Annotated in this window: 28 protein-coding genes and 1 tRNA gene; 20 read left to right on the top strand and 9 right to left on the bottom strand. The window is 66.7% G+C overall.

Annotated features, from left to right (window positions below; all coding sequences use genetic code 11):
* The first annotated feature begins 119 nt into the window (after positions 1-119).
* The 5 genes from KDK82_RS23215 to KDK82_RS23195 are packed head-to-tail and all read left to right on the top strand — an operon-like array spanning position 120 to position 3,277.
* Positions 120-731, top strand: a complete 612-nt coding sequence (locus KDK82_RS23215; RefSeq protein ID WP_088166294.1) for a hypothetical protein — start codon at positions 120-122, stop codon at positions 729-731.
* Positions 731-1,351: a hypothetical protein gene (locus tag KDK82_RS23210; RefSeq protein ID WP_088166293.1), complete on the top strand. Its 621-nt coding sequence runs from the start codon at positions 731-733 to the stop codon at positions 1,349-1,351. The genes KDK82_RS23215 and KDK82_RS23210 overlap by 1 nt, the downstream gene beginning before the upstream one ends.
* 26 nt (positions 1,352-1,377) lie before the next feature.
* Positions 1,378-1,833, top strand: coding sequence for a hypothetical protein (locus KDK82_RS23205; protein ID WP_012203901.1), 456 nt, complete (start codon positions 1,378-1,380; stop codon positions 1,831-1,833).
* The gene (locus KDK82_RS23200) at positions 1,830-2,636 is read left to right on the top strand and encodes a hypothetical protein (RefSeq protein ID WP_088166292.1); all 807 of its coding nucleotides are present in this window, start codon (positions 1,830-1,832) and stop codon (positions 2,634-2,636) included. The genes KDK82_RS23205 and KDK82_RS23200 overlap by 4 nt, the downstream gene beginning before the upstream one ends.
* Positions 2,636-3,277, top strand: a complete 642-nt coding sequence (locus KDK82_RS23195) for a hypothetical protein (protein WP_088166291.1) — start codon at positions 2,636-2,638, stop codon at positions 3,275-3,277. The genes KDK82_RS23200 and KDK82_RS23195 overlap by 1 nt, the downstream gene beginning before the upstream one ends.
* 24 nt (positions 3,278-3,301) lie before the next feature.
* On the opposite strand, the gene KDK82_RS23190 is transcribed toward KDK82_RS23195, so the two are convergent.
* A complete protein-coding gene (locus KDK82_RS23190) occupies positions 3,302-3,652 on the bottom strand; it encodes a DUF1304 domain-containing protein (protein ID WP_071954550.1) in 351 nt (116 codons plus the stop codon).
* Between the two features lie 100 nt (positions 3,653-3,752).
* On the bottom strand, positions 3,753-4,130 hold the full coding sequence (locus KDK82_RS23185; protein ID WP_088166290.1) for a bacteriocin: 378 nt from the start codon (positions 4,128-4,130) through the stop codon (positions 3,753-3,755).
* Between the two features lie 402 nt (positions 4,131-4,532).
* Between KDK82_RS23185 and KDK82_RS23180 the strand changes: the two genes are divergently transcribed.
* The 6 genes from KDK82_RS23180 (at position 4,533) to KDK82_RS23155 (ending at position 8,599) form a co-directional block, all read left to right on the top strand.
* Entirely contained in the window at positions 4,533-4,889 is a 357-nt protein-coding gene (locus KDK82_RS23180) for a PRC-barrel domain-containing protein (RefSeq protein WP_013803850.1), read from the top strand.
* Positions 4,890-5,018: 129 nt separating this feature from the next.
* The gene (locus KDK82_RS23175; RefSeq protein WP_013803851.1) at positions 5,019-5,369 is read left to right on the top strand and encodes a four-helix bundle copper-binding protein; all 351 of its coding nucleotides are present in this window, start codon (positions 5,019-5,021) and stop codon (positions 5,367-5,369) included.
* A 151-nt stretch (positions 5,370-5,520) separates the two neighbouring features.
* Positions 5,521-5,880, top strand: a complete 360-nt coding sequence (locus tag KDK82_RS23170; RefSeq protein ID WP_012203894.1) for a hypothetical protein — start codon at positions 5,521-5,523, stop codon at positions 5,878-5,880.
* 134 nt (positions 5,881-6,014) lie between these two features.
* Positions 6,015-6,296, top strand: a complete 282-nt coding sequence (locus KDK82_RS23165) for an H-NS family nucleoid-associated regulatory protein (protein WP_012203893.1) — start codon at positions 6,015-6,017, stop codon at positions 6,294-6,296.
* Between the two features lie 258 nt (positions 6,297-6,554).
* On the top strand, positions 6,555-7,556 hold the full coding sequence (locus KDK82_RS23160; RefSeq protein ID WP_139093452.1) for a hypothetical protein: 1,002 nt from the start codon (positions 6,555-6,557) through the stop codon (positions 7,554-7,556).
* Positions 7,557-7,579: 23 nt separating this feature from the next.
* On the top strand, positions 7,580-8,599 hold the full coding sequence (locus tag KDK82_RS23155) for a hypothetical protein (protein ID WP_088166289.1): 1,020 nt from the start codon (positions 7,580-7,582) through the stop codon (positions 8,597-8,599).
* Between the two features lie 95 nt (positions 8,600-8,694).
* Here the strand turns inward: KDK82_RS23155 and KDK82_RS23150 are convergent.
* Positions 8,695-8,784, bottom strand: a tRNA-Ser gene (locus KDK82_RS23150).
* A 33-nt stretch (positions 8,785-8,817) separates the two neighbouring features.
* On the bottom strand, positions 8,818-10,134 hold the full coding sequence (serS, locus tag KDK82_RS23145; RefSeq protein ID WP_012203833.1) for a serine--tRNA ligase: 1,317 nt from the start codon (positions 10,132-10,134) through the stop codon (positions 8,818-8,820).
* A 137-nt stretch (positions 10,135-10,271) separates the two neighbouring features.
* On the opposite strand from serS, the gene KDK82_RS23140 reads away from it, so the two are divergent.
* Positions 10,272-10,970: an HPP family protein gene (locus KDK82_RS23140; protein WP_034390850.1), complete on the top strand. Its 699-nt coding sequence runs from the start codon at positions 10,272-10,274 to the stop codon at positions 10,968-10,970.
* A 76-nt stretch (positions 10,971-11,046) separates the two neighbouring features.
* Here the strand turns inward: KDK82_RS23140 and ispH are convergent, their stop codons facing one another.
* The gene (gene ispH, locus KDK82_RS23135) at positions 11,047-12,045 is read right to left on the bottom strand and encodes a 4-hydroxy-3-methylbut-2-enyl diphosphate reductase (protein ID WP_012203831.1); all 999 of its coding nucleotides are present in this window, start codon (positions 12,043-12,045) and stop codon (positions 11,047-11,049) included.
* A gap of 1 nt (position 12,046) precedes the next feature.
* Positions 12,047-12,517, bottom strand: coding sequence for a peptidylprolyl isomerase (locus KDK82_RS23130; RefSeq protein ID WP_012203830.1), 471 nt, complete (start codon positions 12,515-12,517; stop codon positions 12,047-12,049).
* Between the two features lie 97 nt (positions 12,518-12,614).
* Between KDK82_RS23130 and radC the strand changes: the two genes are divergently transcribed.
* The 5 genes from radC (at position 12,615) to KDK82_RS23105 (ending at position 18,255) form a co-directional block, all read left to right on the top strand.
* Entirely contained in the window at positions 12,615-13,295 is a 681-nt protein-coding gene (radC, locus tag KDK82_RS23125) for a DNA repair protein RadC (protein ID WP_088166288.1), read from the top strand.
* A gap of 49 nt (positions 13,296-13,344) precedes the next feature.
* Positions 13,345-13,857: a sigma-70 family RNA polymerase sigma factor gene (locus KDK82_RS23120; RefSeq protein WP_088166287.1), complete on the top strand. Its 513-nt coding sequence runs from the start codon at positions 13,345-13,347 to the stop codon at positions 13,855-13,857.
* Positions 13,858-13,865: 8 nt separating this feature from the next.
* Positions 13,866-14,858 carry a FecR domain-containing protein gene (locus tag KDK82_RS23115; protein WP_088166286.1) on the top strand — a complete coding sequence of 331 codons (993 nt, stop codon included), beginning with the start codon at positions 13,866-13,868 and terminating at the stop codon, positions 14,856-14,858.
* A gap of 98 nt (positions 14,859-14,956) precedes the next feature.
* A complete protein-coding gene (locus KDK82_RS23110; protein ID WP_088166285.1) occupies positions 14,957-17,527 on the top strand; it encodes a TonB-dependent receptor in 2,571 nt (856 codons plus the stop codon).
* Positions 17,528-17,595: 68 nt separating this feature from the next.
* Positions 17,596-18,255 carry a Smr/MutS family protein gene (locus KDK82_RS23105; RefSeq protein WP_012203828.1) on the top strand — a complete coding sequence of 220 codons (660 nt, stop codon included), beginning with the start codon at positions 17,596-17,598 and terminating at the stop codon, positions 18,253-18,255.
* 30 nt (positions 18,256-18,285) lie between these two features.
* On the opposite strand, the gene KDK82_RS23100 is transcribed toward KDK82_RS23105, so the two are convergent.
* Together KDK82_RS23100 and KDK82_RS23095 are read right to left on the bottom strand one after the other, a co-directional pair.
* Positions 18,286-19,569, bottom strand: coding sequence for an MFS transporter (locus KDK82_RS23100; protein ID WP_043824820.1), 1,284 nt, complete (start codon positions 19,567-19,569; stop codon positions 18,286-18,288).
* A gap of 35 nt (positions 19,570-19,604) precedes the next feature.
* Entirely contained in the window at positions 19,605-20,078 is a 474-nt protein-coding gene (locus tag KDK82_RS23095) for a MarR family winged helix-turn-helix transcriptional regulator (RefSeq protein ID WP_088166284.1), read from the bottom strand.
* Positions 20,079-20,183: 105 nt separating this feature from the next.
* On the opposite strand from KDK82_RS23095, the gene KDK82_RS23090 reads away from it, so the two are divergent.
* The gene (locus tag KDK82_RS23090; RefSeq protein WP_088166283.1) at positions 20,184-20,804 is read left to right on the top strand and encodes a PaaI family thioesterase; all 621 of its coding nucleotides are present in this window, start codon (positions 20,184-20,186) and stop codon (positions 20,802-20,804) included.
* 109 nt (positions 20,805-20,913) lie between these two features.
* Here the strand turns inward: KDK82_RS23090 and KDK82_RS23085 are convergent, their stop codons facing one another.
* The gene (locus KDK82_RS23085; RefSeq protein ID WP_088166282.1) at positions 20,914-22,992 is read right to left on the bottom strand and encodes a bifunctional 2',3'-cyclic-nucleotide 2'-phosphodiesterase/3'-nucleotidase; all 2,079 of its coding nucleotides are present in this window, start codon (positions 22,990-22,992) and stop codon (positions 20,914-20,916) included.
* A gap of 787 nt (positions 22,993-23,779) precedes the next feature.
* On the opposite strand from KDK82_RS23085, the gene KDK82_RS23080 reads away from it, so the two are divergent.
* A complete protein-coding gene (locus tag KDK82_RS23080; RefSeq protein ID WP_256974532.1) occupies positions 23,780-24,109 on the top strand; it encodes a hypothetical protein in 330 nt (109 codons plus the stop codon).
* 64 nt (positions 24,110-24,173) lie between these two features.
* Positions 24,174-25,064: a LysR substrate-binding domain-containing protein gene (locus KDK82_RS23075; protein WP_013803865.1), complete on the top strand. Its 891-nt coding sequence runs from the start codon at positions 24,174-24,176 to the stop codon at positions 25,062-25,064.
* Positions 25,065-25,143 lie beyond the last annotated feature (79 nt).

Below are 25,143 nucleotides of genomic sequence, written 5' to 3'. Positions count from 1 at the left end.
GAGTGAGTGAGTGAGTGAGTGAATGAGTGAATGAGTGAATGAGTGAATGAGTGAATGAGTGAATGAGTGATTGAGGCGCAAAGGCTTCCCAGGCAACCCGTTCCATCCAAGGAGATTCCATGAACCGAACACCCATCGCCCAACGCCTGCTGGCCGCATCGCTCGGCGGCCTTGGCCTGGCCCTGACCGCGTTGCCTGCCATGGCCGAGAGCCAGTACGGATCGGGCACCGGAACCATCACGGCCCAGGCCAAGGTCAACCTCAGCGTGACCGTGCCCAAGCTCATCTTGCTGCGCGTGGGCTCGACCAATACCACGGTGGACACGGTGACCTGGACCTCGACGCTGAGCATCCCCGGCGTACCCACCACGCCGCTGGCCTCGGTCAACAACACCAACGTGGACTGGAACGGCGCCGCGCCCACCGTGGCCACCGCCTCGGCTGCCTCCACGCTCACGGTCTATGCCTGGACCAATGCCGGCGCCGGCACCATCAACTGCGCGGTCGGCGCCTGGAATGCCACGGGTGGCCCCGCCAACGCGGACTTCACCGTCACGACCACCGGTAACCTGCCCCACCCCGGGCCCAATCTGGGTGCCTGCGCATCCACCTCGTTCCCCTCCAACGTGGTTGCTACGGGAACCTGGGCATATGCGCTGGGAGGTACGCCGGCCAGCTGGGCTGCCAATACCTATACCAACGTCATCACGTATACGGCCCAGGGCATCTGATGGACAAGGCATTGCCTCGCCTGCTGGCCGCAGCGGCCCTTGCCGTTGCCGTGCCGCCCGTGCAGGCCGTCTTCACCATCGTGACCGACAACGATCCCCTCAACTACAGCCTGACGCTGCGCGTGGGCACGGCCGGCGCCACGGTCGATACCGTGGCCTTCAGCGTCACGGGGGCCAACGCCGGCCTCACGCCGGTCCCTGTGACGGGCACGCCCAGCATCGGCATCTCCGTGGCGCCCACACGCCCCATGCTGGGCACGGCGATCTCCAGGCCCGTGACGCTGGTCGTCGATTCGAGCACCGCCCTGGCATGCCAGTCGGGAGGCTGCGGTAGCGCGACGATTCCCTTCAGCAAGATCAGCTGGGTGGCCACCGGCAATGACACCGCCGCCTCCGGCGACATACAGAGCGGCCGCTTCACCGCCAGCGCCAGCCAGACCCTCGCCAGCTACAACGCCAATGCTTCGTTCTGCACGGGCATTCTCTGCCCTGCGTTGGGCTGGACTTTCCAGTCACGGCAACTGACCGGCACCGTGCTGCAGTTCACCTACGACAACGACGTGGTCTACCCGGGCGGCAACTACAAGGGCACCGTGCGCTTCACGGCATCGATGGTATGAGGCGGTTGGCCTGGCCGCTCCTGTGCATGGCACTGGCCTGGGCCACGGCCCTCGCGGCGCATGCCGAAGTGGCGCGGCTGGACGACTCGGCCTCGCCCCGGTCCCAGGTGCGCAGCGACTTCGCCCGGGCCAGGGTCGTGGGCGAGCGGCTGCTGGAGCTGCCCATGGGACGCATCGAATACCGGCTGGCCACGGCGCCCCATGTCGGCCGCACGGCGCGCATCTTCTATGTGATTCCCGCCCTGGTCACGGGCCTGCGCTCGCCTGCGGGCATGCAGGTGCAGTGGCGCGGCAACGGCGTGTTTGCAGGTGGCACGGGCCGGCCCGGCGACCGGGTCCAGGTCTGGAACGGCGTGGTGCGCACGCCCTGGATGGCCGAGGTTTTCGACCTCACGCTGCACATCGACCCCGCCGAGCTGCGCCTGACCCGGGGCTCGGCACTGAGCTTCGAGTCCTACTTCGAGATCGAGACCCTGCCATGAAAGCCCCTCCCATCGCCGTTTCACTGGCCCTTCTGATCGCCTGCAGCGGCGGCGCCGCCGCACCGTTCGAGCTGGCCGTGGCGCCCTCGCGTTTCGAGCTGTCGGCCAAGCCGGGTGCGCGCACGGGCCAATCGCTGGACATCCACAACCTGGCCTCGGCACCCACCGAGGTGGCCATGCGCACCATCGACTGGACCTATTCCGACACGGGCGACATCACCTACCACGACGAACTGCTGCCCGGCAGTTGCCGGCCCTGGGTGCTGCTGGAGCGGCGCAGCGTCACGATTGCAGGCCGCAGCAAGAAGGCCTTCCGCTTCCAGGTGGAGCCGCCTGCCGATGCGCCGCGCGGCGAATGCCGCTTCATGATCGCCATCGAAGGCGTGGAGCCCGCGCAGCAGACCGTCATACGCAGCGGCGGCGCCAGCCTGAGCCTGCCTGTCACCGGCCGCATCGCGGTGGCCGTCTACGTGACGCTGGGAGGTGCTTCGCCCCAGCTGGACATTCGCCAGCTTTCCATGGCCGAAGACGGCAAGACGCGCCGCGCCCTGGTCACCGTCAGCAACGCCGGCGATGCCCATGGCCGGCTGGAAGGCAGCCTGGACGCCGTGGACAACAAGGGCCGCCGCTTCGAACTGGTGCCGGAAGGCACGCCCATACTGCCCGGCCAGACACGCACGCTGGCCCTCATGCCCAAGGGCGAAGACGGCCAGCCCGCCCCGCCGCCCGCGTATCCGGTCAATGCCAAGGGCAGCCTGGACTGGGAAAAAGGCAGCTTCAAGATCGATGTGGAACTGAAGTGATGGCAACCAGACCGATCGCGTGGCTGGCCCTGTCCATGGCGTTGGGCGGCCTGGGCCACACCGTGCATGCGGCGTCCAGCACCACAGGCCCCAGCCTGCTGGTGCCGCTGAGCACCTCGGTGAACCTGGACTTCACCATCGCCATCGACAAGTTCATCTTCTTTCGCATAGGCGACGGCACCTGGCCCACGCCCGGCGGCACGACCAGCAGCGTGGCCTTTGTGCTCGCCCCGTCCATCCCTGGCGTGCCCACCACGCCCGTGACGGGCAGCAACACCTCGGTGAACTGGAGCGGCGCGGCCCCCAGCTTCAGCATCACGCCCAGCGGCAATGTGCTGCCGGTGGAGGTGCGCAGCAACGCAGGCCAGGTCACGCTGCGCGCCACCGCCACCACGGCGCTGGCCAGCGGGGCCAATACCATCCCGCTGTCGGAGATCACCATCGCCACCAGCGACAGCAACCTGCCCGCGCCGCTGATACCCAATACGGGAACGGGCGCAGCGGTCAACGTGGTGGCCACTGCCTTTGCGGGGCTGGTCACCCAGCGCACGGCGAACTGGACCCTGTCCTATGCCAACCTGGCCTCCCGCAGGGCAGGCACCTACACCGGGCAGGTCACCTTCACGGCCAGCTCGCCCTGAGCGCTTTGGGAGCTTTGGGCGCGCTCAAAGGCCCAGGTACAGCGCAACCAGCGACACGGCAGCCGGCACGGCCTGCACCCAGAGGATTTTGCGGCTGGCCGTGGCGGCGCCATACACGCCGGCCACCAGCACGCAGATCAGGAAGAAGTATTTGAAGCCCAGGCCATCGGCCCCCTGCGCCAGCCCCCAGATCAGCCCGGCGGCGAGAAAGCCGTTGTACAGGCCCTGGTTGGCGGCCAGTGTCCTGGTCTGCTGGGCAAATTCGGGCGTCAGGCCAAACGCGCGGCGTCCGGCCGGCTTGTCCCAGAGAAACATCTCCAGCACGAGGATGTAGACATGGATTGCGGCGACGATGCCGATGAGTACGTTGGCCATCTGGGGTGGGAAGAAAGTGGACAGGCCTCTGTATACGGGATGCACCCACACCCGTCCATGGCCGCTGCGCTACACAGGGCCTGCCACCACCCCTTCCCTGTCACCCGGAAGACTTGTTGCCGGGGTGCGACGGTTTTTCCGCGCCCTGCGCAGGTGCCACGGCGCCAGCGGCCGCGCCGCCCAGCGCACCGGCCACACTGCCTACCGTGCCGCCGACCACCACGCCCACCGGGCCGGCAATCGCAGCACCCGCCGCAGCGCCTGCAGCGGCTCCGGCCAGCACGCCGCCGCCTATGAATACCGAGCGCGACTCGCGCTCCGCATCCTCGGGCGACAGTTCGAACTGCGCGGACGCATCGGGGTCCTGCGAAGGAACACCGTGGCCGGGGCGTGCCTGCTCGGCAAGGTCTTCATCCTCGGGGGCATCCGTGGACACCGGCTGGATGGGCTGGATGGATGGCTTGTTGCTTGCATTCATGGGGCTCTCCTTCGGGGCATGCCACACGCATGCGGGACTGCCTGCGCTTCATTGCCCTGTCGTTTTGTTGTACGCCTCGCCCTGCCGCGCCGCAGCCGGCCCAGGCTGCTGCCCCGCGTCAGCCAAGGCCCGCAGCCCCGCCGACCTTGACTACAGGGGCTCGTAGGAACTGGCCTCCGCCGCCCAAGGCACCTCCTACGCCCGTCGCGGCGGCCCGACTACCCGGTGCCCGCAGATGCCGTCCTAAGCTAGAACCCAGAAGCACACAGGCTTCGACTTCGCCAGGCGATGCACAGGTTTTCTTGACGGGCCGGCTACCGCGTCCCATTCAAAGCCGCATCGCTCAGCCGCCAGACGCACCGCGCTGGCGGGTCAGCACAAACTCACTCACTGGAGAACGTCATGGTCACACCCAACACCGCATCGAGCGTCATTTCTTCCGAAACCGTCAGCGGCACCAATGTCTACAACCCGGCAGGCGACAAGCTGGGGACCATAGACACGCTGATGATCGACAAGCTGTCCGGCAAGGTGCGCTATGCCGTCATGGAGTTCGGCGGCTTCCTGGGCATCGGAACGGATCGCTATCCGCTGCCCTGGGAATCCCTCAAGTACGAGCCCAACATGAATGGCTACGTGGTGTCGCTGACGCGTGAGCAACTGGACAACGCTCCACGCTACGAGCGCGATACGGCTCCGGCATACACCGATGAATATGGCCGCCGCGTGAACGACTACTACGGCGTGCCCTACCTGTAAATCCCGACCCTTGCGGTCTTTGACACAGCCCCGTTCGCGGGGCGTTTTCTTTGGTGCGGATAGCTGCCAGCGAATGGCCAAGGAAGAACGCCCTGCGCAACTTCACTCCCTCATTCCTGGAGAACTGCCATGAATACCACCCCACCTGCCATCGACTACAAGGCCTGCATGGACGCCTGCCAGGCCTGCGTCATTGCCTGCAATACCTGCGCCGCCGCCTGCCTGAAGGAGTCAGACGTCCAGATGATGGCCGCCTGCATTGCCCAGGACCTGGAATGCGCGCAGATCTGCGAACTGGCCGTGGCCGCAATGGCGCGCCAGAGCCCGCATGCGCCGGACATCTGCCGCCTGTGCGCCCAGATCTGCCAGGCCTGCGCCGACGAATGCAGCAAGCATTCCCACGACCATTGCCAGACCTGCGCGGCAGCCTGCCAGCAATGCGCCATGTCGTGCAATCTCATGGGCATGCAGTCTCACTGACACGGCTGGCATGGGCCATGACAGCCGCCCTGGCAGAAATCCTGCAAACACGCAGGAAAAAACGCCACCGGTGCTGTCGCCAAACGCCGCGCCTTCGCGGAACCGGGCCTGCCTACACTTTGATGCATATCCAGGCACACAGGAGGCAAACATGGCACTCGAAATCAGCGCAGAGGAACGGTTCTTCACCCTGCTGAACCAGTTGAAGCACATGCCTCCCTGCTCATCCCGCCAGGAGGCACACGACATGCTGTTGCTGCTCTGGATGCGCATCTGCGAAGGCGCTGGCGCTCGCCGTGAATTGCTCAACCGCATGCGGCAACGCACGCTGTGCGCAGAACATGGCTGGAAAAACCTCGACAAAAGCCCTTGCCATCTGGATTCGGACACCCTGCCGGGCATCCGCATCTATCTGCATTCCAACGGCACCATCGTCATTCAAAGACAGGGGGGAGCGCAGGATTCCGAAATCCTGCACTTCAGCGCCAGGCGCGAATTTGCCGAGGCCTAGGCCCGGTCCGCGCGCAGCGCATGGGGGCAGGCGGAGCAGAGGCTAGGTGCAAACACCAACGATGTCCCACATGCGACATGGGCCCTGTCTCCATAGAATGCGTCATTGTGTAGCACACTATCCATGAGGAATACATGACAGCAGATTACAAAACCCTCCTCCAGCAGAAGGCCGAGCTTGAGGCAAAGATCGCCGCCACCCTGAAGGCGGAAAAAGGCGGAGTCATCGCCAAGGTCCGCGAACTCGTCGAGCAGTTCGGTCTGACCCAGGATGACATCTTCAGCACCGGCAAGGCCAAGTCCGCCAGCATTGGCGTGGCCAAATACCGCGACCCCGCCAGCGGAGCCACCTGGACCGGCCGGGGCAAACCGCCGCGCTGGATTGAAGGCAAGGACCGCAAGGCCCTCGAGATCTGAGCACGGCCCGCCAACGCGGGCCTTTTTTATGGCCGCAACTGCCTGCTGCGTCAGCACAGGCTGCAGTTGCACTACCATCATTGCGTTGTTCTGCAAAGGCAACAGAGCCTTGAGCAACTCACAGGGCCTTTGGCAAAGACGCTCCCCTGCCAGGAGTCGCCGCCGCAAGCCAAGATGCCTTTGCGCAGCACATCATGCAAATCGGCCCACACCGCGCGGCTTCAGCGATCATTATTCATACTGCATCGAAAAGACATCATGCTTGATGGATCAAAAACACTGGTGATGATTGCTTTCTTTTGGATGACCATGGTCCATGGCGCATCAGGGCAAAACATCCAATCACCGATCTTGCTTCATGAAAGAACATCGCCCACTGCTTTTCCAGTCGCCATTTATCGTGGCATCAAGGTGGATGATTTCAGAAAACTGGTGATCAGTGCTTTCGAAAGCGCCCGGTTTTCCCATACGGCCATTGAAAAATCGAAGGATGGAACGGCGCAATACAAATTCTTCTATTCCGTGGCGACGGGTGGAAAAATTCAGCGCGTTGATGTGGTCCTGCGGGTGGACGAGAACCTTGACAAGAGCAAGAGATGCGCCAGCTGCTTCTTGCGGCTGACCATGATTCCCGATCTCCCCAGCCTTCAATCTTCTTCGTGGATGCTTCAGTACGATCTGAGTCGCCAAGTTTTTTCGGCCATCGATCAAGCCTATGCCAGCATTCACGATCTCGGGCGAAAATCCATGGACGCGGATTTCGGGTTCAACTATAGAAACAAGTGGCGAGGAGAAAGAAATCTATACGAAAACTCATTTGTCGGCATTGATCCATCAAGTCTGAAGACCATGATCATTGACGCATACAGCGTTGCCGGTTTCAAGCTTGCAGGCGATACAACGAAGGATTCCATCCTTTCCGAATTGACCTTCTCTTTTCCCATCGCTCCAGATCAAACCGAAGGCGTTGTCTACAAGATTTCTCTGGCAAGCCAACTCGACGCAAGCAATCGCTGCTATCCCTGTGAGATCAGTGAGGTCTATGACCCTCACCAGCGACTGCCGGCAGCGGGCCTGTCTGGCATGTCCAGCCGGCTGACGCTCGAGTCACGCTTTACCGCTGCCCGCATGCAGGCGCTTGAAAAGCTCAAGAGTGGCACCGAGCACTATTTGCGCCCGGAAACCGTTTTCACCATCCCGCCAAAGCCCGCACCGCTCGGGTCGCCTCGGCCGCAGATCCAGCCACCCATCGTCACATGACTGCCCTGCCACACGCAAACGCCATGCGTGCCGGCCTGCTGGCACGGCATCCAGGGTTCGACGGCCTGTTCATTGCCGGCACGCTGGCATTGGCCCTCGGCATGGCGGCCATAGCTTCGATATCGCCTGCCATGCTGCTCGCCATCGTGCTGGTGGATACCTGGCTTTTCGCCAATCCTCATGTCCTGGCCACCTTGACCCGGATCGGAGCCAGCATGGCCGATATCCGACGCCATCGCTTCCTGATCTTTGGCCTGCCCGTGATCGTGCTCGGCGGTGTGGTGGCGACCGTGCTGGCATTCGAGGTCGCCGGGCTGTTCACGCTATATTTCTGCGCGCAGAGCTATCACGTGGCGAGGCAGTCCTTCGGCATCGCCAGGGCCTATCGGCGTTCAGGGATGCATCCCTTTCGCCAGGACAGGCTCGCAGAAGCCGTCATCTACCTCGTTGCCGCGTGGGGGCTGCTTGCCCGCTGCGCCCAGGCGCCCGAGACCTTTCTGGGCTATCCCATCCAACTGCCTGCCGTACCCGCCCAGGCGGCCAATGCGATGGGCGTTGCGGCCATCGCTTGCAGCGCCTGCTGGCTATGGCGACAGGCTCGCCTGGCTCTGACGGGAAACATCGATTGGCGTCACGATGGCTTTGTGGCCTCGCATGCATTCACCTGCTTCGTGGCCTACATCTGGATCACCGACATCACGCTCGGATGGCTCCTGATCAATCTGTGGCACAACCTGCAATACCTGCTATTCGTCTGGGTGCAGAACATCCGCCGCGAGCGACAGACACAAGCCGACAAGGCGTCGGAGACCGGCTTGTGGAAGAACGCTGCCCGGTATGGTGGTGTGTGCCTGGCACTGGGCTCAATGCTCTACCTGGCCATCGACTGGGCAGGCACACAACTGCTCTGGCTGGGGCTGCCCACTGTGCTGATAGCGCACTTCACCCTTGGTTTTCATCACTACCTGGTGGACGGGGTGATTTGGAAGCGGCGTGCTGCCTCAGCGGAGCATGGCGCACTTGTCAGGCGCGATTGCAAGTAAGCAACCGGGCAAGGCCTTCCCATTGCAGGCGGCCACCGGCACGCCAGAAACAGAAAAACCCAGTGCCGTTTTCACAGCACTGGGTTTCATGTTTCTGGCGGAGAGGGAGGGATTCGAACCCTCGGTACGTTCGCACGTACGCCTGATTTCGAGTCAGGTACAATCGACCACTCTGCCACCTCTCCGCAGCGTCGAAGCTGAAATTATAGCCTAAAAATTCAGGCCTTCAGCAAAGTCTGTCCACCCATGTACGGGCGCAGCGCTTCGGGAATGGTCACGGAACCGTCGGCGTTCTGGTAGTTCTCCAGCACTGCCACCAGCGTGCGGCCCACGGCCAGGCCGGAACCGTTGAGCGTGTGCACCAGCTCGTTCTTGCCCTGGGCATTCTTGAAGCGTGCCTGCAGGCGGCGCGCCTGGAAGGCCTCGCAGTTGGAGACCGAGCTGATCTCGCGGTAGGTGTTCTGCGCAGGCAGCCAGACTTCCAGGTCATAGGTCTTGGCCGCGCCAAAGCCCATGTCGCCCGTGCACAGGCTCATCACGCGGTAGGGCAGGCCCAGCTTCTGCAGCACGGCCTCGGCGTGGCCCGTCATTTCTTCCAGCGCCTCGTAGCTCTTTTCCGGATGCACGATCTGCACCATCTCGACCTTGTCGAACTGGTGCTGGCGGATCATGCCGCGCGTGTCGCGGCCATAGCTGCCGGCCTCGGAACGGAAGCAGGGGCTGTGGGCCGTGAGCTTGATGGGCAGCTGGTCCTCGGCCACGACCACGTCGCGCACGAAGTTGGTCAGCGGCACCTCGGCCGTGGGAATCAGGTAGAGCGCCGCGTTGTCGGGCACGGGCTCGCCGTCCTGGCCGCCCTTCTTGGCGGCGAACAGGTCGCCCTCGAACTTGGGCAACTGGCCCGTTCCCTTGAGCGAGTCGGCATTGACGGCGTAGGGCACATAGCACTCGGTGTAGCCATGCGAGTCGGTCTGCAGGTCGATCATGAACTGCGCCAGGGCGCGGTGCAGGCGGGCGATGGGGCCCTTCATCACGGTGAAGCGCGAGCCCGACAGCTTGACGCCCATGTCGAAATCCAGGCCCAGCGGCTGGCCCACGTCCACATGGTCCTTGACCTCGAAATCAAAGGTCTTGGGCGTGCCCCAGCGGCGCGCCTCCACATTGCCGCTTTCGTCCGCACCGACGGGCACGCTGTCGTGCGGCAGGTTGGGCACGGCCAGCAGCATGGTCTGCAGCTCGCCCTGGATCTGCTCCAGGCGCGTGGCCGACTGGTCCAGCTCGGTCTTGAGGCTGCCGACTTCGGCCTTGGCGGCCTCGGCAGCGTCCTTCTCGCCCTTGCCCATCAGCATGCCGATCTGCTTGGACAGCTGGTTGCGCTTGGACTGCAGCTCCTCGGTCCGCGTCTGCAGGGACTTGCGCTCTGCTTCCAGGGACTGGAAGGCCTCCACATTCAGGAAGGCCTGGGGCTTTTTGCGGGTCTCCAGCCGTGCGACGGCCGAGTCAAGGTCTTTGCGAAGAAGAAGGATATCGAGCATAGCCGGCAATTTTAGGCGGTATCGCCATGGCAGCGCCCGCCCCTGGGCGTTGGGGGTCTTGCCGCTACAGAAATCCCGCGCCAGCGCCGATACTTCCGATATGCCGCCCACAGCGGTTTGCGCACCCGGGAGCACCCATGTTTTTTGTCTTCGGTCCCAACGGACAGATGTTTCGCGGTCCCGCCGAGCGGCTGGGCCAGGTGGCGCCCGTGCGCCGCGTACAACGCCCGCAGGCCCTGCGCACGCGCTCGGCCGATGTGATGGCGGGCGACGCCGCCGCCTCGTTCCCCGCCATCCTGGCCGACCTCGCGGGCCAGCCTGCCGGCGCGCCGGAGCCCGCTCCGCGGCTGCGCGGCGCGGTCGATGCCTACCTTTCCACGGAAAAAGGCCCCAGCCAGCCACGCCAGCCCCTGCAGACCGTGGCCGACGTGATGAGCCACGAGGCCGTGACGGTATCGCCCGAGGCCGGTGTCAACGACGCCTGGCGCGTGCTGGCCGAGCACGGCGTGGCCCAGGCGCCCGTGCTGGATGCCGGTGGCCGCGTGGTCGGGCTGCTGCTGCGTGCCGACATGGCGCCGCTGGACCTGCTGCCCGAGCCCGGTGCGATCAAGGACGCCATTGCCCTGGCGCGCCGGCCCGTGAACGAGGTCATGATCTCCCCCATTCCCACGGTGGCCACCACCACCGACCTGCGCCGCGTGGCCGGCGTGCTGCTGGAGACCGGCCTGCCGGGCCTGCCCGTGACCGATGAGCAGGGCCTGCTGGCCGGCTTCATCAGCCGTACCGACATCCTGCGCGCTGTGGCCTCCGATCCGCCGCTGGATCTGTGGAGCTGAGGCTTTCGGCCCCACCATGCAAAACGGGCGCCAGGCGCCCGTTTGCTTTTTGGCCAATGTCCGCTGCGCCTGCGGTTCAGCCGCCCGTCTCGGGCTGCTTGCCCACGGAGATCTCCAGGCCCGTGGCCGCGTCGATCTTCAGGCCCTTGGGCAGCGGGAACTTCACGGTCTCCTCGATGCCATCCATCTTGCGCACCGACAGCGCGCCCAGCTGGCGCAGGCGCTGGATGACCTCGTCCACCAGCACCTCGGGGGCGGAGGCCCCGGCCGTCAGGCCCACGCGCCCGGCATTGGCAAACCATTCCTCGCACAGCTCGCCCGCGTTGTCCACCATGTAGGCGGGCGTTCCCAGGCGCGCGGCCAGCTCGCGCAGGCGGTTGCTGTTGGAGCTGGTGGGGCTGCCCACGACGATGAGCACATCCACCTGCGGCGCCAGCACCTTGACGGCGTCCTGGCGGTTTTGCGTGGCATAGCAGATGTCCTGCTGCTTGGGCTCGCGCACCTGCGGAAAGCGGGCGCGGATGGCCGCCGTGATGCCGGCGGCATCGTCCACCGACAGCGTGGTCTGCGTGACCACGGCCAGCTTCTCGGTCTGGCGGGGGGTGACACGGGCCACATCGGCCTCGTCCTCGACCAGGTGGATGCCCTCGGACAGCTGGCCCATGGTGCCCTCGACCTCGGGATGCCCCTTGTGGCCGATCATCAGGAACTCGTAGCCTTCCTTGGCGAGCTTGGCCACTTCCACATGCACCTTGGTCACCAGCGGGCAGGTGGCGTCGAAGATGGAGAAACCGCGCCGCCGCGCCTCTTCCTGCACCGCCCGGCTCACGCCGTGGGCGCTGAACACCAGGGTGGAGCCGGGCGGCACATCGTCCAGCTCCTCGATGAAGATCGCTCCCTTGGCCTTGAGATCGTTGACCACGAAGGTGTTGTGCACGATCTCGTGGCGCACGTAGATGGGCGCGCCGAACTTGGCCAGCGCACGCTCCACGATCTCGATGGCGCGGTCCACGCCGGCACAGAAGCCCCGGGGCTCGGCCAGCAGGATTTCCTGGGGCGAGGTCGAATCCAGCACCTCAGAGCACCCCGATGATCTGCACTTCGAACGTCACCGGCTGGCCCGCCAGCGGGTGGTTGAAGTCGAACAGCACGGCGCCGTCCTCGCGCACCTGCACCACGGCGCCCGCGTAGCTGCCCAGGCCGTCGGGCGTGGGGAACTGCACCACGTCGCCGGGCGCGTACTGCTCGTGCGGGTCGCCCAGCTCGTTCATCAGCTTGCGCGCCACCCACTGCATCATGTCGCCGTTGCGCTCGCCAAAGGCTTCGCCGGCCGGCATCTCGAACGTGGTGCGCGTGCCTTCGGCCAGGCCCAGCAGGCGCTGCTCGACGGCGGGCGACAGCTCGCCCGCGCCCAGGGACAGCGTGGCGGGCTTGTCGTTGAAGGTGTTGATCACATCGCCTGCAGGCCCGGACAGGCGGTAGTGCAGCGTGAGGAACGAGCCGGTCTGGACCGTGGGGAGGGCCGAGGAAGAAGCGCTAGAGGTCATGGAAGTCCCGATAAACTGGCACGTATTGTAGAAAAACATCCATGCCCCCACGCCCCGTGCAACGGTGTCCCTGCGGCGCCCCCCACCTGGCTGAACCATGGCTCTCAAAGACCTGCCCGCCCAGGCCCAGCCGCGCGAAAAGCTCGCGGCGCGCGGCCCCTCGGCGCTTTCCGATATCGAACTGCTGGCCATCGTGCTGCGCACCGGCATGGCCGGCAAGGGCGTGCTGCAGCTGGCCCAGGAACTGCTGCAGCTGCCCGGCCGGGCCGGCCTGTCCGGGCTGCTGCAGGCCGGGCACGCCGACCTGAAGGCCATCAAGGGGCTGGGGCCTTCCAAGTGCGCACAACTTCTGGCCGTGCTCGAACTGGCGCGCCGCGCCATGGCCGAGCAACTGCGCGAGCGCCCGGCCCTGACCTCGCCCGAGGCCGTGGCGCGCTACCTGCAGCTGCACCTGGCGGCGCGCCAGCATGAGGTGTTCGCCGTGCTCTTCCTGGACAGCCAGCACCGGCTGATCGCGCTGGAAGAAATGTTCCGGGGCACGCTCACGCGCACCAGCGTCTACCCGCGGGAGGTGGTGCTGCGCGCCCTGCACCACCATGCGGGCGCCGTCATCCTGGCCCACAACCATCCCAGCGGACAGGTCCAGGCCAGCGCCGCCGACAAGGCCGTCACGCAGAGCCTGCAGGCCGCCCTGGGCCTGGTGGACATCCAGGTGCTGGACCATGTGATCGTGGCGCCCGGTGCCTCGCTGTCCATGGCCAGCGAGGGGCTGATGTAGGCAGACTCTGTAAAATGAGAAAAATTCTCATTTGCAAAACCGCTGCACCATGCCCTCCCCGTCCACCGCCGACCCGGTGCACACGCTCTACGTCGCCCACCATGACTGGCTGCACGGCTGGCTGCGGCGCAAGCTGGGCAATTCCCACCAGGCCGAGGACCTGGCGCACGACACCTTCGAGCGCGTGGTGGCGTCCCGGCAGGCCCATGCCATCCAGGAGCCGCGTGCCTACCTGACCACGCTGGCCCAGCGGGTGCTCTACAACTTCTGGCGCAGGCGCGAACTGGAGCAGGCCTGGCTCGATGCGCTGGCCACGCTGCCCGAGGAAGTGGCGCCCTCCCCCGAGGACTACGCCCTGGTGCGCGAAGCCATCGAGGCCCTGGACCAATGGCTGGACGGCCTGCCCCCGAAGGTGCGGCAGGCCTTCTTGCTGCGCCGGCTCGACGGCCTCAGGCACGCCGAGATCGCCGAAGCCATGGCCGTGTCCATTGCCACGGTGGAGCGCTACATGAAGCAGGCCCTGGTGCACCTGTACCTCTCGCCGCAGCCCTTCCCCGGCTGATCGCCTGCATGGATGCCGCCACCGATCAGGCCATCGACTGGCTGGTGCGCCTGGACTCGGGCCACGCCAGCGATGACGACCGCCGCGCCTTCGCCCACTGGCTGCGCCAGTCGCCCGGCCATGCCCAGGCCTGGGCCATGGTGCAGCAACGCCTGTCCGCCGGGGTGGAGCCCGCCCTTGTGCAGTTGCGCCGGCAGGGCGGGGGCACGGCGTCCCTGGGCCTGCAGGCGCTGGTGGCGCCCATCCCGAAGGCCGCGCGCAGGCGCGGCCTGTTGCGCGGTGGGCTGGCCGCCCTGCTGGCCAGCACCGCCACGGCCTGGCTGGTGCACCGGCAAACACCGCTGACCACGCTGGCCGCCGACCTGCGCACGGGCACCGGCCAGCGCAGCCACCACCGGCTGCCGGACGGCAGCGAGATCGAACTGGACGCCCGCTCGGCCGCCGACATTGCCTACAGCGACACCCGCCGCCTGGTGCGCCTGCGCGAAGGCGCACTGCTGGCACAGGTGGCTGCCAGCGCGCCGGGCCAGCCCCTGCGCCCGTTTGTCGTGCAAAGCGCCCAGGGCACGGCCCAGGCGCTGGGCACGCGCTTCATGGTGCGCCAGGCAGAAGGCAGCACCCTGGTGCATGTGCTGGAGCACAGCGTGCTGCTCACCAGCCTGAACGGCCGGCAGCACCGGCTGCAGGAGGGCCGCAGCGCCTGGATCGACGCCGACGGCATCCGCACGCAGGACACCGCCCACCTGGCGCCGGCCGCCTGGGCCGACGGCGTCATCGACGTGCGCGACCAGCCGCTGGGCGAGGTGATCGACGCGCTGCGGCCCTACCAGGCCGGCATCATCCGCATCAGCCCCGAGGCCGCGCGCCTGCGGATCTTCGGCGTGTTCCAGCTGGCCCGGCCCGACCAGGTGCTGCAGGACCTGGTGGACACCCATCCCGTCAGCGTGCGCCGCTGGGGGGACTGGCTCACGGTGATCGACGTGCGAGACCGGTCCGCTTGAATCTTTTTTTGCGCCGCGTGAGGGGTTTTGCCGCCCTTGTCGCACATACGGAATGAAAGCCCTTCATTTCCACCGCAACGACAAGGACCTCCGACTCCATGGCCTCCGCACGCCGCCCTCTCCGTATCCCGCAGCCTGGCAGCACGCCCGCACACCGCAGGCCGAGCCCGCCCTCGCTGCTGCTGCCCGTGGCCGCCGCGCTGGCCTGGTCGCTGTCCGCACCGCCGCAGGCCTGGGCACAGCCAGCGGCGGCCAGCACATCGCAGGCAGCCGCCACGCTGGAATGGAATCTTCCCGCCGGCGCGCTGGACGACTCGCTGGCGCGCATCGCCCGCCAGGCCCAGCGCAGCATCAGCGCCGATCCGGCCCTGCTGGCCGGCAAGCGCGCGCCCGCCATCCGGGGCAGCTACAGCGTGGAGCAGGCCGCCCAGCTGGCGCTGGGCGACAGCGGGCTGCGGCTGGCACGCACGCCCCAGGGCACGCTCACGGTGCTGGCCTCCGTCGCCGCGCCCGCAGCGTCACCGGCCACGGCAACGCCGGGCCGCGCCCAGGACCATGCGCTGGCCGAGGTCAAGGTGGTCGCCCAGGCCGACCGGGCGGGCACGACCGAAGGCACGGGCAGCTACACCGCGCGCGGCCCCAGCGGCGTGGCCACGGGCCTGGCGCTGAGCGTGCGCGACACGCCGCAGTCGGTCAGCGTGATGACCCAGCAGCGCATGGAGGACGAAAACCTCACCAGCATCAGCGACGTGCTGGCGCGCGTGCCGGGCATCTCCACCTCGGCGCTGGGCACCGAGCGCAGCAACGCCAATGCGCGCGGCTACCCCATCACCAACTACCAGCTCGACGGCGTCAGCACGCACACCGAATTCCTGGGCCTGGACGCCCTGCCCACGCAAAGCATTGCCGACATGGCGCTGTACGACCGCATCGAGGTGCTGCGCGGCGCCTCGGGCCTGACCACGGGTGCGGGCGATCCGTCCGGCATCGTCAACATGGTGCGCAAGAAGCCCACGGCGCAGTTCCAGGGCTCGGCCGAGGCCAGCGTGGGCTCCTGGGGCAACCGGCGCGGCGTGCTGGACCTGTCCTCGCCGCTCAACGCCTCGGGCAGCGTGCGCGGCCGCCTGGTCGCCGTGCACCAGGAGGGCGACAGCCACATCGACTTCTACAGCAAGAAAAAGGACGTGCTCTATGGCGTGATCGAGGCCGACCTGACCTCCACGCTCAAGCTCACCGCCGGGCTGGACCACCAGCGCGGCCGCTCGCGCGGCTCCATGGCCTACCTGGGCTTTCCGCTGTTCAGCAGTGACGGGCGGCAGACCGACTTCCCCGTCTCCTTCAACCCGGCCAGCCGCGACAACCGCTTCAACACCGACTCCACCAGCGCCTTCGTCACGCTGGAGCAGGCGCTGGCCAACCGGTGGCAGCTCAAGCTCTCGGCCAACTACCTGCGCTCCAACCAGCGCGAAGACGCGGTCTACCTGGCCGTCAACAACAGCCTGTTCGACCGGGAGACCGGCGATGGCCTGTCGCTCAACGCCGAGCGGCGCGACTACCGGCTGCGCAACAAATCCGTGGACATCAACCTGCGCGGCCCCTTCAACCTGGGCGGGCGCGAGCACGAGGCGGTGCTGGGCTTCGACTACACCGACTTCCAGAGCCTGACCGACGGCAGCTTCGACGTCACGGGCCTGCGCAACAAGCCCGTCAACATCTACCAGTGGGACAGCAGCGGCAGCCCGGTGTTCGGCGACCGCTTCGTGGTCTTCGACAGCACGCGCCGCCAGACGAGCCTGTACGGCGCCGGCCGCTTCGCGCTGGCCGACGACCTCAAGCTCATCGTGGGCGGCAAGCTGTTCAACTACGACAGCGACTACCGCACCGACACCACGGCCGGATACCACGAGACCGCGCCCTCGTCCGAGCGCCGCGTGTTCACACCCTACGCAGGCCTGGTCTACACGCTGAACCCGCAGCACACGCTGTACGCCAGCTTTGCCACCATCTACAGCCCGCAGACGTCGCGCGACCGCAACGGCTCCTTCCTGGACCCGCAGGAAGGCAACACCTACGAGGCCGGCATCAAGAGCGAATTCCTGGACGGGCGCCTGGCCACCAGCGCCGCCGTCTACCTCATCCGCCAGGACAACCTGGCCGAGTCCGATCCCGGCCAGTTCATCCCGGGCACCACCACCACCGCCTCGCGCGCCATCAAGGGCGCCAAGACGCGGGGCCTGGACCTGGAAGTCAACGGCGCCATCAACCGCCAATGGTCGATTGCCGCCTCCTACAACTTCAGCGCCTCCGAAGACGCCACGGGCCAGCGCATCAACACCACCTTCCCGCGCCAGATGGCCCGCCTGTGGACCACCTACCGCATGCCCGGCGAATGGCGCCGCCTCACCCTGGGCGGTGGCGTCAACTGGAGCAGCGGCATCGAGTACAGCGGCGAAGCCTGGCAGGTCGGCAAGCAGGTCAGCGCGCGCCAGGCCTCCTACGCCGTGGCCGGGCTCATGGCCCGCTATGACGTGAGCGACCAGCTGTCGCTGACGCTGAACGTCAACAACCTGTTCGACCGCAAGTACATCGCGGCCATGTCCGGCTGGTGGTATTCGGGCATGTACGGCGCGCCGCGCAATGTCCAGGTCAGCGCCCGCTATCGCTTCTAGACTCGCCAGCCATTGAGAGGGCGCCATGGCCGCCGGGGTGCCGAAATTGCGGTACAACCGGCGTCACCATGACTTTGAAAGCCACCAGCCTGCAGGACCTCGCGCCAGTGCGCCGCGCACTGGCCGAAGCCGCCGCCCAAGAGGCCCTGCTCCAGCAGCAGCGCGCCGAGGCGGCGCGCCGCCTCCTGGCCGAGCAAAAGCTGTTCGAAAACACCGTGGGCCCGGTGCATGCGCTCAAGTCCGCGCACGCCCGCCACCTCCACGCTCCCGAGCCCCCCGAGCCGCTGCCCCTGCAGCTGGAGCTGGACGAGCAGCGCGTGCTGCAGGAGGCCATGAGCGACGAGTTCGACGTCAGCACCCTGCTGGACACCGACGACCAGCTCAGCTTCCGGCGCCCCGGCATCGGCCTGGACGTGACGCACAAGCTGCGCGCCGGCCAGTGGAGCATCCAGCGCCAGCTGGACCTGCACGGCCTGCGCGTGGACGAGGCGCGCGAGGCGCTGGGCCAGTTCATCCGCCTGTCCCACCGCACCGGCATACGCTGCGTGCGCGTGGTGCACGGCAAGGGCCTGGGCTCGCCGGGCAAGACCCCCGTGCTCAAGGGCCGCGTGCTGCGCTGGCTGGTGCAGAAAAAGGAAGTGCTGGCCTTTGTGCAGGCCCGCCCGGCCGAAGGTGGCGCGGGCGCCCTGGTCGTCCTGCTGCAGCCGGGCAGGCGCCAGCTGTACTGAGGGCGTGGGTGGCGTGAACGGTGATGGGGCTCAGGCCGCGGCCACCGCCGCCGCCTTGCGCGCCCGCCCTATGACCAGCGCCATCACCGCCGCCACCAGGCAGGCCAGGCCGGCCGCATACAGCGCGGGCGTATAGGTCAGCAGCAGGGTGCGCGTCAGGCCTGCGCCCCAGGCAGCGGTGGCCGCGCCCAGCTGGTGGGCCGCGAAGATCCAGCCGAACACCAGCCCCACCTTCTGCGGCCCGAAATGCTGGGCGGTGAGCTTGACCGTGGGCGGCACCGTGGCGATCCAGTCCAGCCCATAGAACATGGCGAACAGGCCCAGGCCGTAGAAGGTGAACTCCGAATGCGGCAGCCAGAACAGCGACAGGCCGCGCAGCCCGTAGTACCAGAACAGCAGCTTGCGGTTGTCGTAGCGGTCCGACAGCCAGCCCGACAGCACGGTGCCCACGAAGTCGAAGGCCCCCATCATGGCCAGCACCGACGCGGCGGGCACCGCGCCCATGCCGTTGTCGCCGCACAGCGAGATGAAGTGCGTCTGCACCAGGCCGTTGGTGGACAGGCCGCAGATGAAGAAGGTGCCCGCCAGCAGCCAGAAGGTGCGGTTGCGCGCGGCCTCGGCCAGCACCTTGAAGGGCGTGCCGAAGTTCATGGCCATGGCCGGTGGCGGCGGGGCCGAGGCATCGCCGCCAAAGGGCACCAGGCCCAGGTCCGAAGGCCGGTCCCGCACGAACAGCAGGGCCAGCACGGCAATCAAGGCGCTGGCCACGAACACCGGCACCGTGGCCGAGCGCCAGCCCCAGTGCTCGATCATCCAGGCGGCCAGCGGCAGGAAGGCCAGCTGCCCCGTGGCCGCACTGGCCGTGAGCACGCCGATGACCAGGCCGCGCCGCGCCGCAAACCAGCGGTTGGCCACCACGGCGCCCAGTACCAGCGCCGTCAGGCCCGTGCCCATGCCCAGCAGCAGGCTCCACAGCAAAAACAGATGCCACAGCTGCGTGGCCTGCGTCACCATCGCCATGGCGCCGCCCACCAGGGCCAGGCCCATGCACATCACGGCACGCAGGCCGAAGCGCTCCATCATCACCGCCGCAAACGGCCCCAGCAGGCCGAACAGCGCAAAGCGCAGCGCCAGGCTGCTCGATATCTGCTCCGTACTCCAGCCGAACTCGCGCGACAGCGGCTGCAGCATGGCGCCCGGCAGGCCCAGCGCGGCCGACATGGTCAGCATGGTGAGGAAAGTGATGGCCGCGACCAGCCAGCCGTAGTGGATGCCGCGCCGCTGCAGCCAGCGCGCCGTGGAGTTGGAGAGCATGGGAGTCTCTTCGGGGGTTGGGAATTCGGTAGGGCCTACGCCTGCGGGCCGTCTGCAGCGTTGCCATCGCCATCGAGCAGCACCAGGCATTCGTCGATCAGCGCATGCAGGGCCGCCACGCGCTCCAGGCCCACGCGGGCGTTGAGCTCGTTCTGTGCGGTCTTCCAGCTTTGCTTGGCCTCTTCGCGCTTGGCCTGGCCCGCGTCGGTGATGTGCACCAGGCGGCTGCGCTGGTCCTCGCCCTGGCCCATGCGCACCCAGCCGGCGTCGATCAGCGGCTTGAGGTTGCGCGTCAGCGTCGAGGCATCCATGCGCATGCGCCGCGCCAGGTCCGAGGGCCGCACCGGACTGGCGGCCAGCACGTGGCTGAGCAGCGAGTACTGCGTGATGCGCAGCCCCGTCTCGTTTAGATGGGCGTCATACACCTGGCCCACGCTGCGCATGAGCTGGCGCACGCGGTGGTTGGTGCAGCCCTGGGGCACGGCGAGGATGTCTGGATTCACTGGCATGGCGCAGATTATTGCATATACAACTGTTGTAGATACAATAATATCCACGCCGCCATCCCAGACAGCCTGGCGCCCGCACTTTTCCCAATGAAAGAGAGACATTCCATGGACACCCGCACCCACTCCCCGGAGCAGGCCGCCCACAGCCTCACCTCCAGCGCCACCACCAGCACCACCATCGGCGCCATCTCCCCTGCCCTGCAAGCCTGGCTGGACGAGGAACAGGCGGTCACCCTCCGGCTGGACGCCGGCCCCGGCGCAGGCGTATCGCGCCCAGACCAGGTCGCAGGCCGCAGCGGGCTGGAGCTGATGCAGGCCATGCTGCGCGGCGAGCTGCCCTACGCGCCCATTGCACGCACGCTGGACTTCATGCTGATTTCCGTGGGCGAAGGCAGCGCCGTCTTCCAGGGCCGCCCCGGCGCCAACCACCTCAACCCCATGGGCACGGTGCACGGCGGCTGGTTCGCCACCCTGCTGGACTCGGCGCTGGGCTGCGCCGTCCACACCTGCATGCCGCCGGGCCGGGGCTACACCACGGCCGAGCTGGGCGTGAACCTGGTCAAGGCACTGACCCCGCGCGTACCGCGCGTGCGCGCCGAAGGCCGCGTGCTGCACTGCGGCCGCCAGCTGGCCACGGCCGAGGCGCGCCTGGTCGGCCCCGATGGCACGCTCTACGCCCACGCCACGACCACCTGCCTGGTGTTCGAGATGCCTCCTGCTCGGTGAACACGCTGAACAAGCTCAACACGCTCAACACGTTCAACACGCAGAAAGCCGCCACCAATGCAAAAAGCCCCGTGCGCCAGGCACGGGGCTTTTTCTTGGCCGGTCCGGCTTACTTCGACAGATCCAGGCGGTACTTGGACGTGCCCTTGCCCGAGCCGTCATCGGCGGCCACCAGCGAGATGTTGGCCAGGCCCGCCGCCTGCGCCACCGGCAGCGCGTTGGCGCCGGAGCTGAACACCACGTTGGCCGAGGTGGCCACCTTGGTGAAGCGCCAGCTCTTGGCCGCGCCATTGGCAGCACGCGTGATGCTGCCGTTCTTGCGCACGTAGCCGATCACCACGTCGCGGTTGGCGTCCGGCGAGGCCCAGATGGCGCTGGAGCCGTCGAGCTTGGCGATGAAGCTCTTGCCGCTGGTGGCGCGGTAGTTGTTCGTGGCGATCACGAACTCCTGCGCCGGGTCGATGGCCTTGCCCAGGTACTGCAGGTTCTTGATGCGGCTGCCCACGGGCTGGGTCACGTCGATCTCGTACTGCACATCGGCCGTGGTGAACATGTCGAAGTTGTAGCCCGGGAAGGTGCTGATCAGCTGCTGCTCACCCGTCTTGGCCGGGTCGATCTGGTTGAAGCGCTTGGCGGCGGCCTCCAGCCAGTCCTTGATGTCGGCGCCATTCACCTTCACCGCATACACGGTATTGGGGTACAGGTACAGGTCGGCCGCGTTGTAGATGGCCAGCGGGCCCACGGCCACGTCGGTGTAGTCGGCGCCGCCCTGGAAGCCCGACTTGAACGGCGCACTCACCGACAGCACAGGCAGCTGCGCGTACTGCGGCAGGCTGGCCTTCACATAGTCGGCCACATAGTCGCGCTGCGCCTGGTTGACGATCTGGATGGCGCCCGGGTCGCCCACATCGGCGAACAGCGTGCTCATGCGGAAGTCCGTGCTGCCGATGGGCGTCTTCACGTACTGGATGGCGGCCTGGTGCTGGCTCTCGATCAGCGGCGCCACCGTCGGGTCCACGGCCACGTAGGTGGCCTTGCCTGCAGCGTCCTTGCCGGTCTGGATATTGCGCAGCTCGCTCTTGCCCGCGCTCTTGTCCACGCTCCACTGCTTGCCGTCCCACTTCAGCGCCAGCTGGATCACGCCCAGCGCCTTGCCCCAGGAACTGGCCATCACCGACTGCACGCCGTTGATGGTGCCCGCCTTGTTGTCCACGCCCGCCTGCGTGAACGCCGGCGTGGCCGCCGCATCGGGGAACACGCTGTGCTGGTGGCCCATGACCATGGCGTCGATGCCGGCCACCTTGCTCAGGTGCAGGCCGGGGTTCTCCATCGTCGGCGAGTAGGCCGCGCCGTCCAGGCCGCCGTGCAGCATGGCCACCACCACATCGGCGCCCTTGGCGCGCATCTCGGGCAGGTACTTCTGGGCGGACTCCACGGCGCCTTCGGTGTAGAGCTTGCCTTCCAGATAGCGCTTGTCCCAGTTCATGATGCCCGGCGTGGTGAAGCCGATCACGCCGATCTTGATGGGCAGCTCCACCGCCTTGCCATCCTTGTCCTTGGCCGCGATCTTGCGCTCCAGAATCACGTAGGGCTGCACCAGCGGCTGCTTGGTCTTGCTGCTGTAGACATTCGACAGCGCCATGGGAAAGCCATTGCCCGCGCACTTGAGCGCCTTGTCCACGCCGTCCACATCCAGGCCGCCGCCCAGCACCTGGTTCAGGAAGGGCAGGCCGTAGTTGAACTCATGGTTGCCCAGCGTGCCCGCATCAAAGCCCAGCGCGCCCATGGCCTTGTACATGGACAGTTGCTGCGTGCAGGGGATCTTGGCCACCTCGGCCTCGTAGTCGGCCAGGGCCGTGCCCTGGATGGTGTCGCCGTTGTCCACCAGCAGCGTATTGGCAAACTCCTTGCGCGCCGCACGCACCAGCGTGGCCGTGCGCTCGAAGCCGTAGGAGGCATCCTCGGCCAGCTTGAAATAGTCATAGCTGCGCACGTTGAAGTGCAGATCCGTGGTCTCCAGCACGGCCAGCGTGGCCGTCGCGGGCTGGCTGGCCACCGGGGGCGTCGTGCTGTCGTTGCTGTCGCTGCCACCGCAGGCGGCCACCAGCGCGGCGCTGGCCAGGACGCTCAGCGCCAGGCGGCGGGACAGGAGCAGGGATTGCAATGTGGGGAGGTTGCTCAGCGGCATGTGGTTTTTGTGGGGGTGGTGAAGGGGGGGAGTTTGTTGGTGGGGGTTTACAGGGGTGTGACAGCTGGTCTGTTCTGGTCTGGTCTGGTCTTGGTCAGGTGCTGTTTTTTGTCCCTGCCGGGAGGGTTCTTTTCGAGGCCGGGTCTCGGCCCGGCAGCCGACCTACCTTTCTTTGATTCGTCAAAGAAACGTAGGCCAAAGAAAGACGACCCGGATGTCCGCGACCCCTTCGCTTCGCTGCGGGGCAACCTGCGTCGGGCCACCTGCGGGGTTCGCTGCGGAACTCGCTGCGTTCACTGCGTGAACTCCGCTCAGACAACCGCAGCGAGTCAGATCACGAAGCAGTCCTGTCCTTCGGCAGGACTGCAACCCCGCAGGCGGCCCGACGTAGGCGCTGACATACGGGGAGTTTGCTCGGGCCTTCGCTGCGCTCGGCCAGGTTTTTTGATACGCAGCCGTTAAACTTGCGGCAGGCCGAAAGGCTTGGTGTGTCGTAACACCAATACAGAGGTGCGGCCCCCACCTTGAAGGGGGCTTTGTCATGTCCAGATTCATGGGGCAGATGCGTCATCGCGCGTCCGTCTCCAACGGTTTTGGACGGGATGGGCTTACCCGCAAGGATGGCCGCACGTCTGTATACGTGTTACGAACATCCCGTCCACCCGTTGCCCGTCGTACGGTGGCGTGTGGTTCTCTTGATTCATACAGGAACCAAGACATGCACCCTCTCACCGCCGCACAGGCGTCTTCTCCCCAACCACCTTTTCTTCCCACTTGGCGGCAGGCAATGCACGCCTCGCTGGGCCTGGTGCAGAGCACGCTGCAGCAGTTGATTGAACTGATGGTCGACGATCCCGACAGGGACGACAGCGAAGTCGATGTGGACTGCGCCGTGGAGCTGGCGCTGGAGCACATCAAGCGCATGAGTGCCCAGCAGCATGCGGACCGCTATGCCTTCGAGGTGGAGTGGATCAAGGCAACGGCGGCGCTGCGGCTGGCGCAGGGCGCTTTCGGGCGGCCGGAATCACGCTTCGGCCTGCGGCTCAAGGACGCCATCCAGCAGCTGGAGATGCTGCCGGAGCTGGTGGAGTTCGTGGACCAGGACGACGGCGAGTGAACTGTGCGGCGCGCCCGTATCTCTGTGAGAAACTGGCCCGCCGAACACCCCCTTGCCTTCACCCATGGAACTGCGCCAGCTGCGCTACTTTGTCGATATCGCCAAGACCGAGCACCTGACGACATCGGCCAGGAACCTCTACGTCACGCAGTCCACGCTCTCGCACGGGCTGCGCCAGCTGGAGGAGGAGCTGGGCATGGCGCTGTTCGAGCGCATTGGCCGGGGGCTGAAACTGTCGCAGGCCGGCGTGGTGTTCCGCAACTATGCGGAGCGTGCGCTGCATGAGGTGGAGGCCGGGCGCATGGCGCTGGCCGACCTCAGCGAGCTGCAGACCGGCACGCTGACCATCGGCGTGATTCCCACCTTCCTCAACACCCTGGTCGCCCCGGCCGTGGCGGCTTTCATGCGTGCCTATCCCAAGGTCAACGTGGTGGTGATCGAGCTGCTGGCCCCGCCCGTGGAGCAGGGATTGCTGGACGGCAGCCTGGACCTGGGCGTGAGCTTTCACCCGCCCCAGCGCGCCGAGCTGGACGCGCTGCCGCTGTTCGACGAACGCATGATGCTGCTGGTCAACCCCTCGCATCCGCTGGCCGGGCGCCGCACGCTGTCCGTCAAGTCGCTGACCGGCGTGCCCCTGGCCCTGCTGCCGCGCACGTTCTACACGCGCAGCCTGATCGAGGACGGGCTGCGCACCGCAGGCGTCACGCCCTTGCTGCGCGCGGAAATGGGCTCGGTGGAATCGCTGATCGCGCTGTGCCGCTGGGGCGACATGGCCACAATCGTCCCCGAGCGCGCCGCCCAGCAGGCCACGGACATGGTGGCCATCCACCTGGTCGCCCCGCAACTCATCCGCACCGCCGGCCTGCTGTGGCGCCGAGGCGCCAGCTACAGTGCAGCGGCACGCGAGTTCGCCGCACAGCTGGCCCCCGCCACAAGAACCAACATGCCCCGCTAAAAAACCCCAGGCCGAGCGCAGCAAAGGCCCGACCCCACCCCCCGTATGTCAGCGCCTGCGTCGTGGCGGTTGCGGGGTT

Origin of the sequence: Delftia sp. K82 (genome assembly GCF_002193035.1) — a bacterium.
Taxonomy (GTDB): Bacteria; Pseudomonadota; Gammaproteobacteria; order Burkholderiales; family Burkholderiaceae_C; genus Comamonas; species Comamonas acidovorans.
This window is presented reverse-complemented; position numbering and strand designations above follow the sequence as displayed.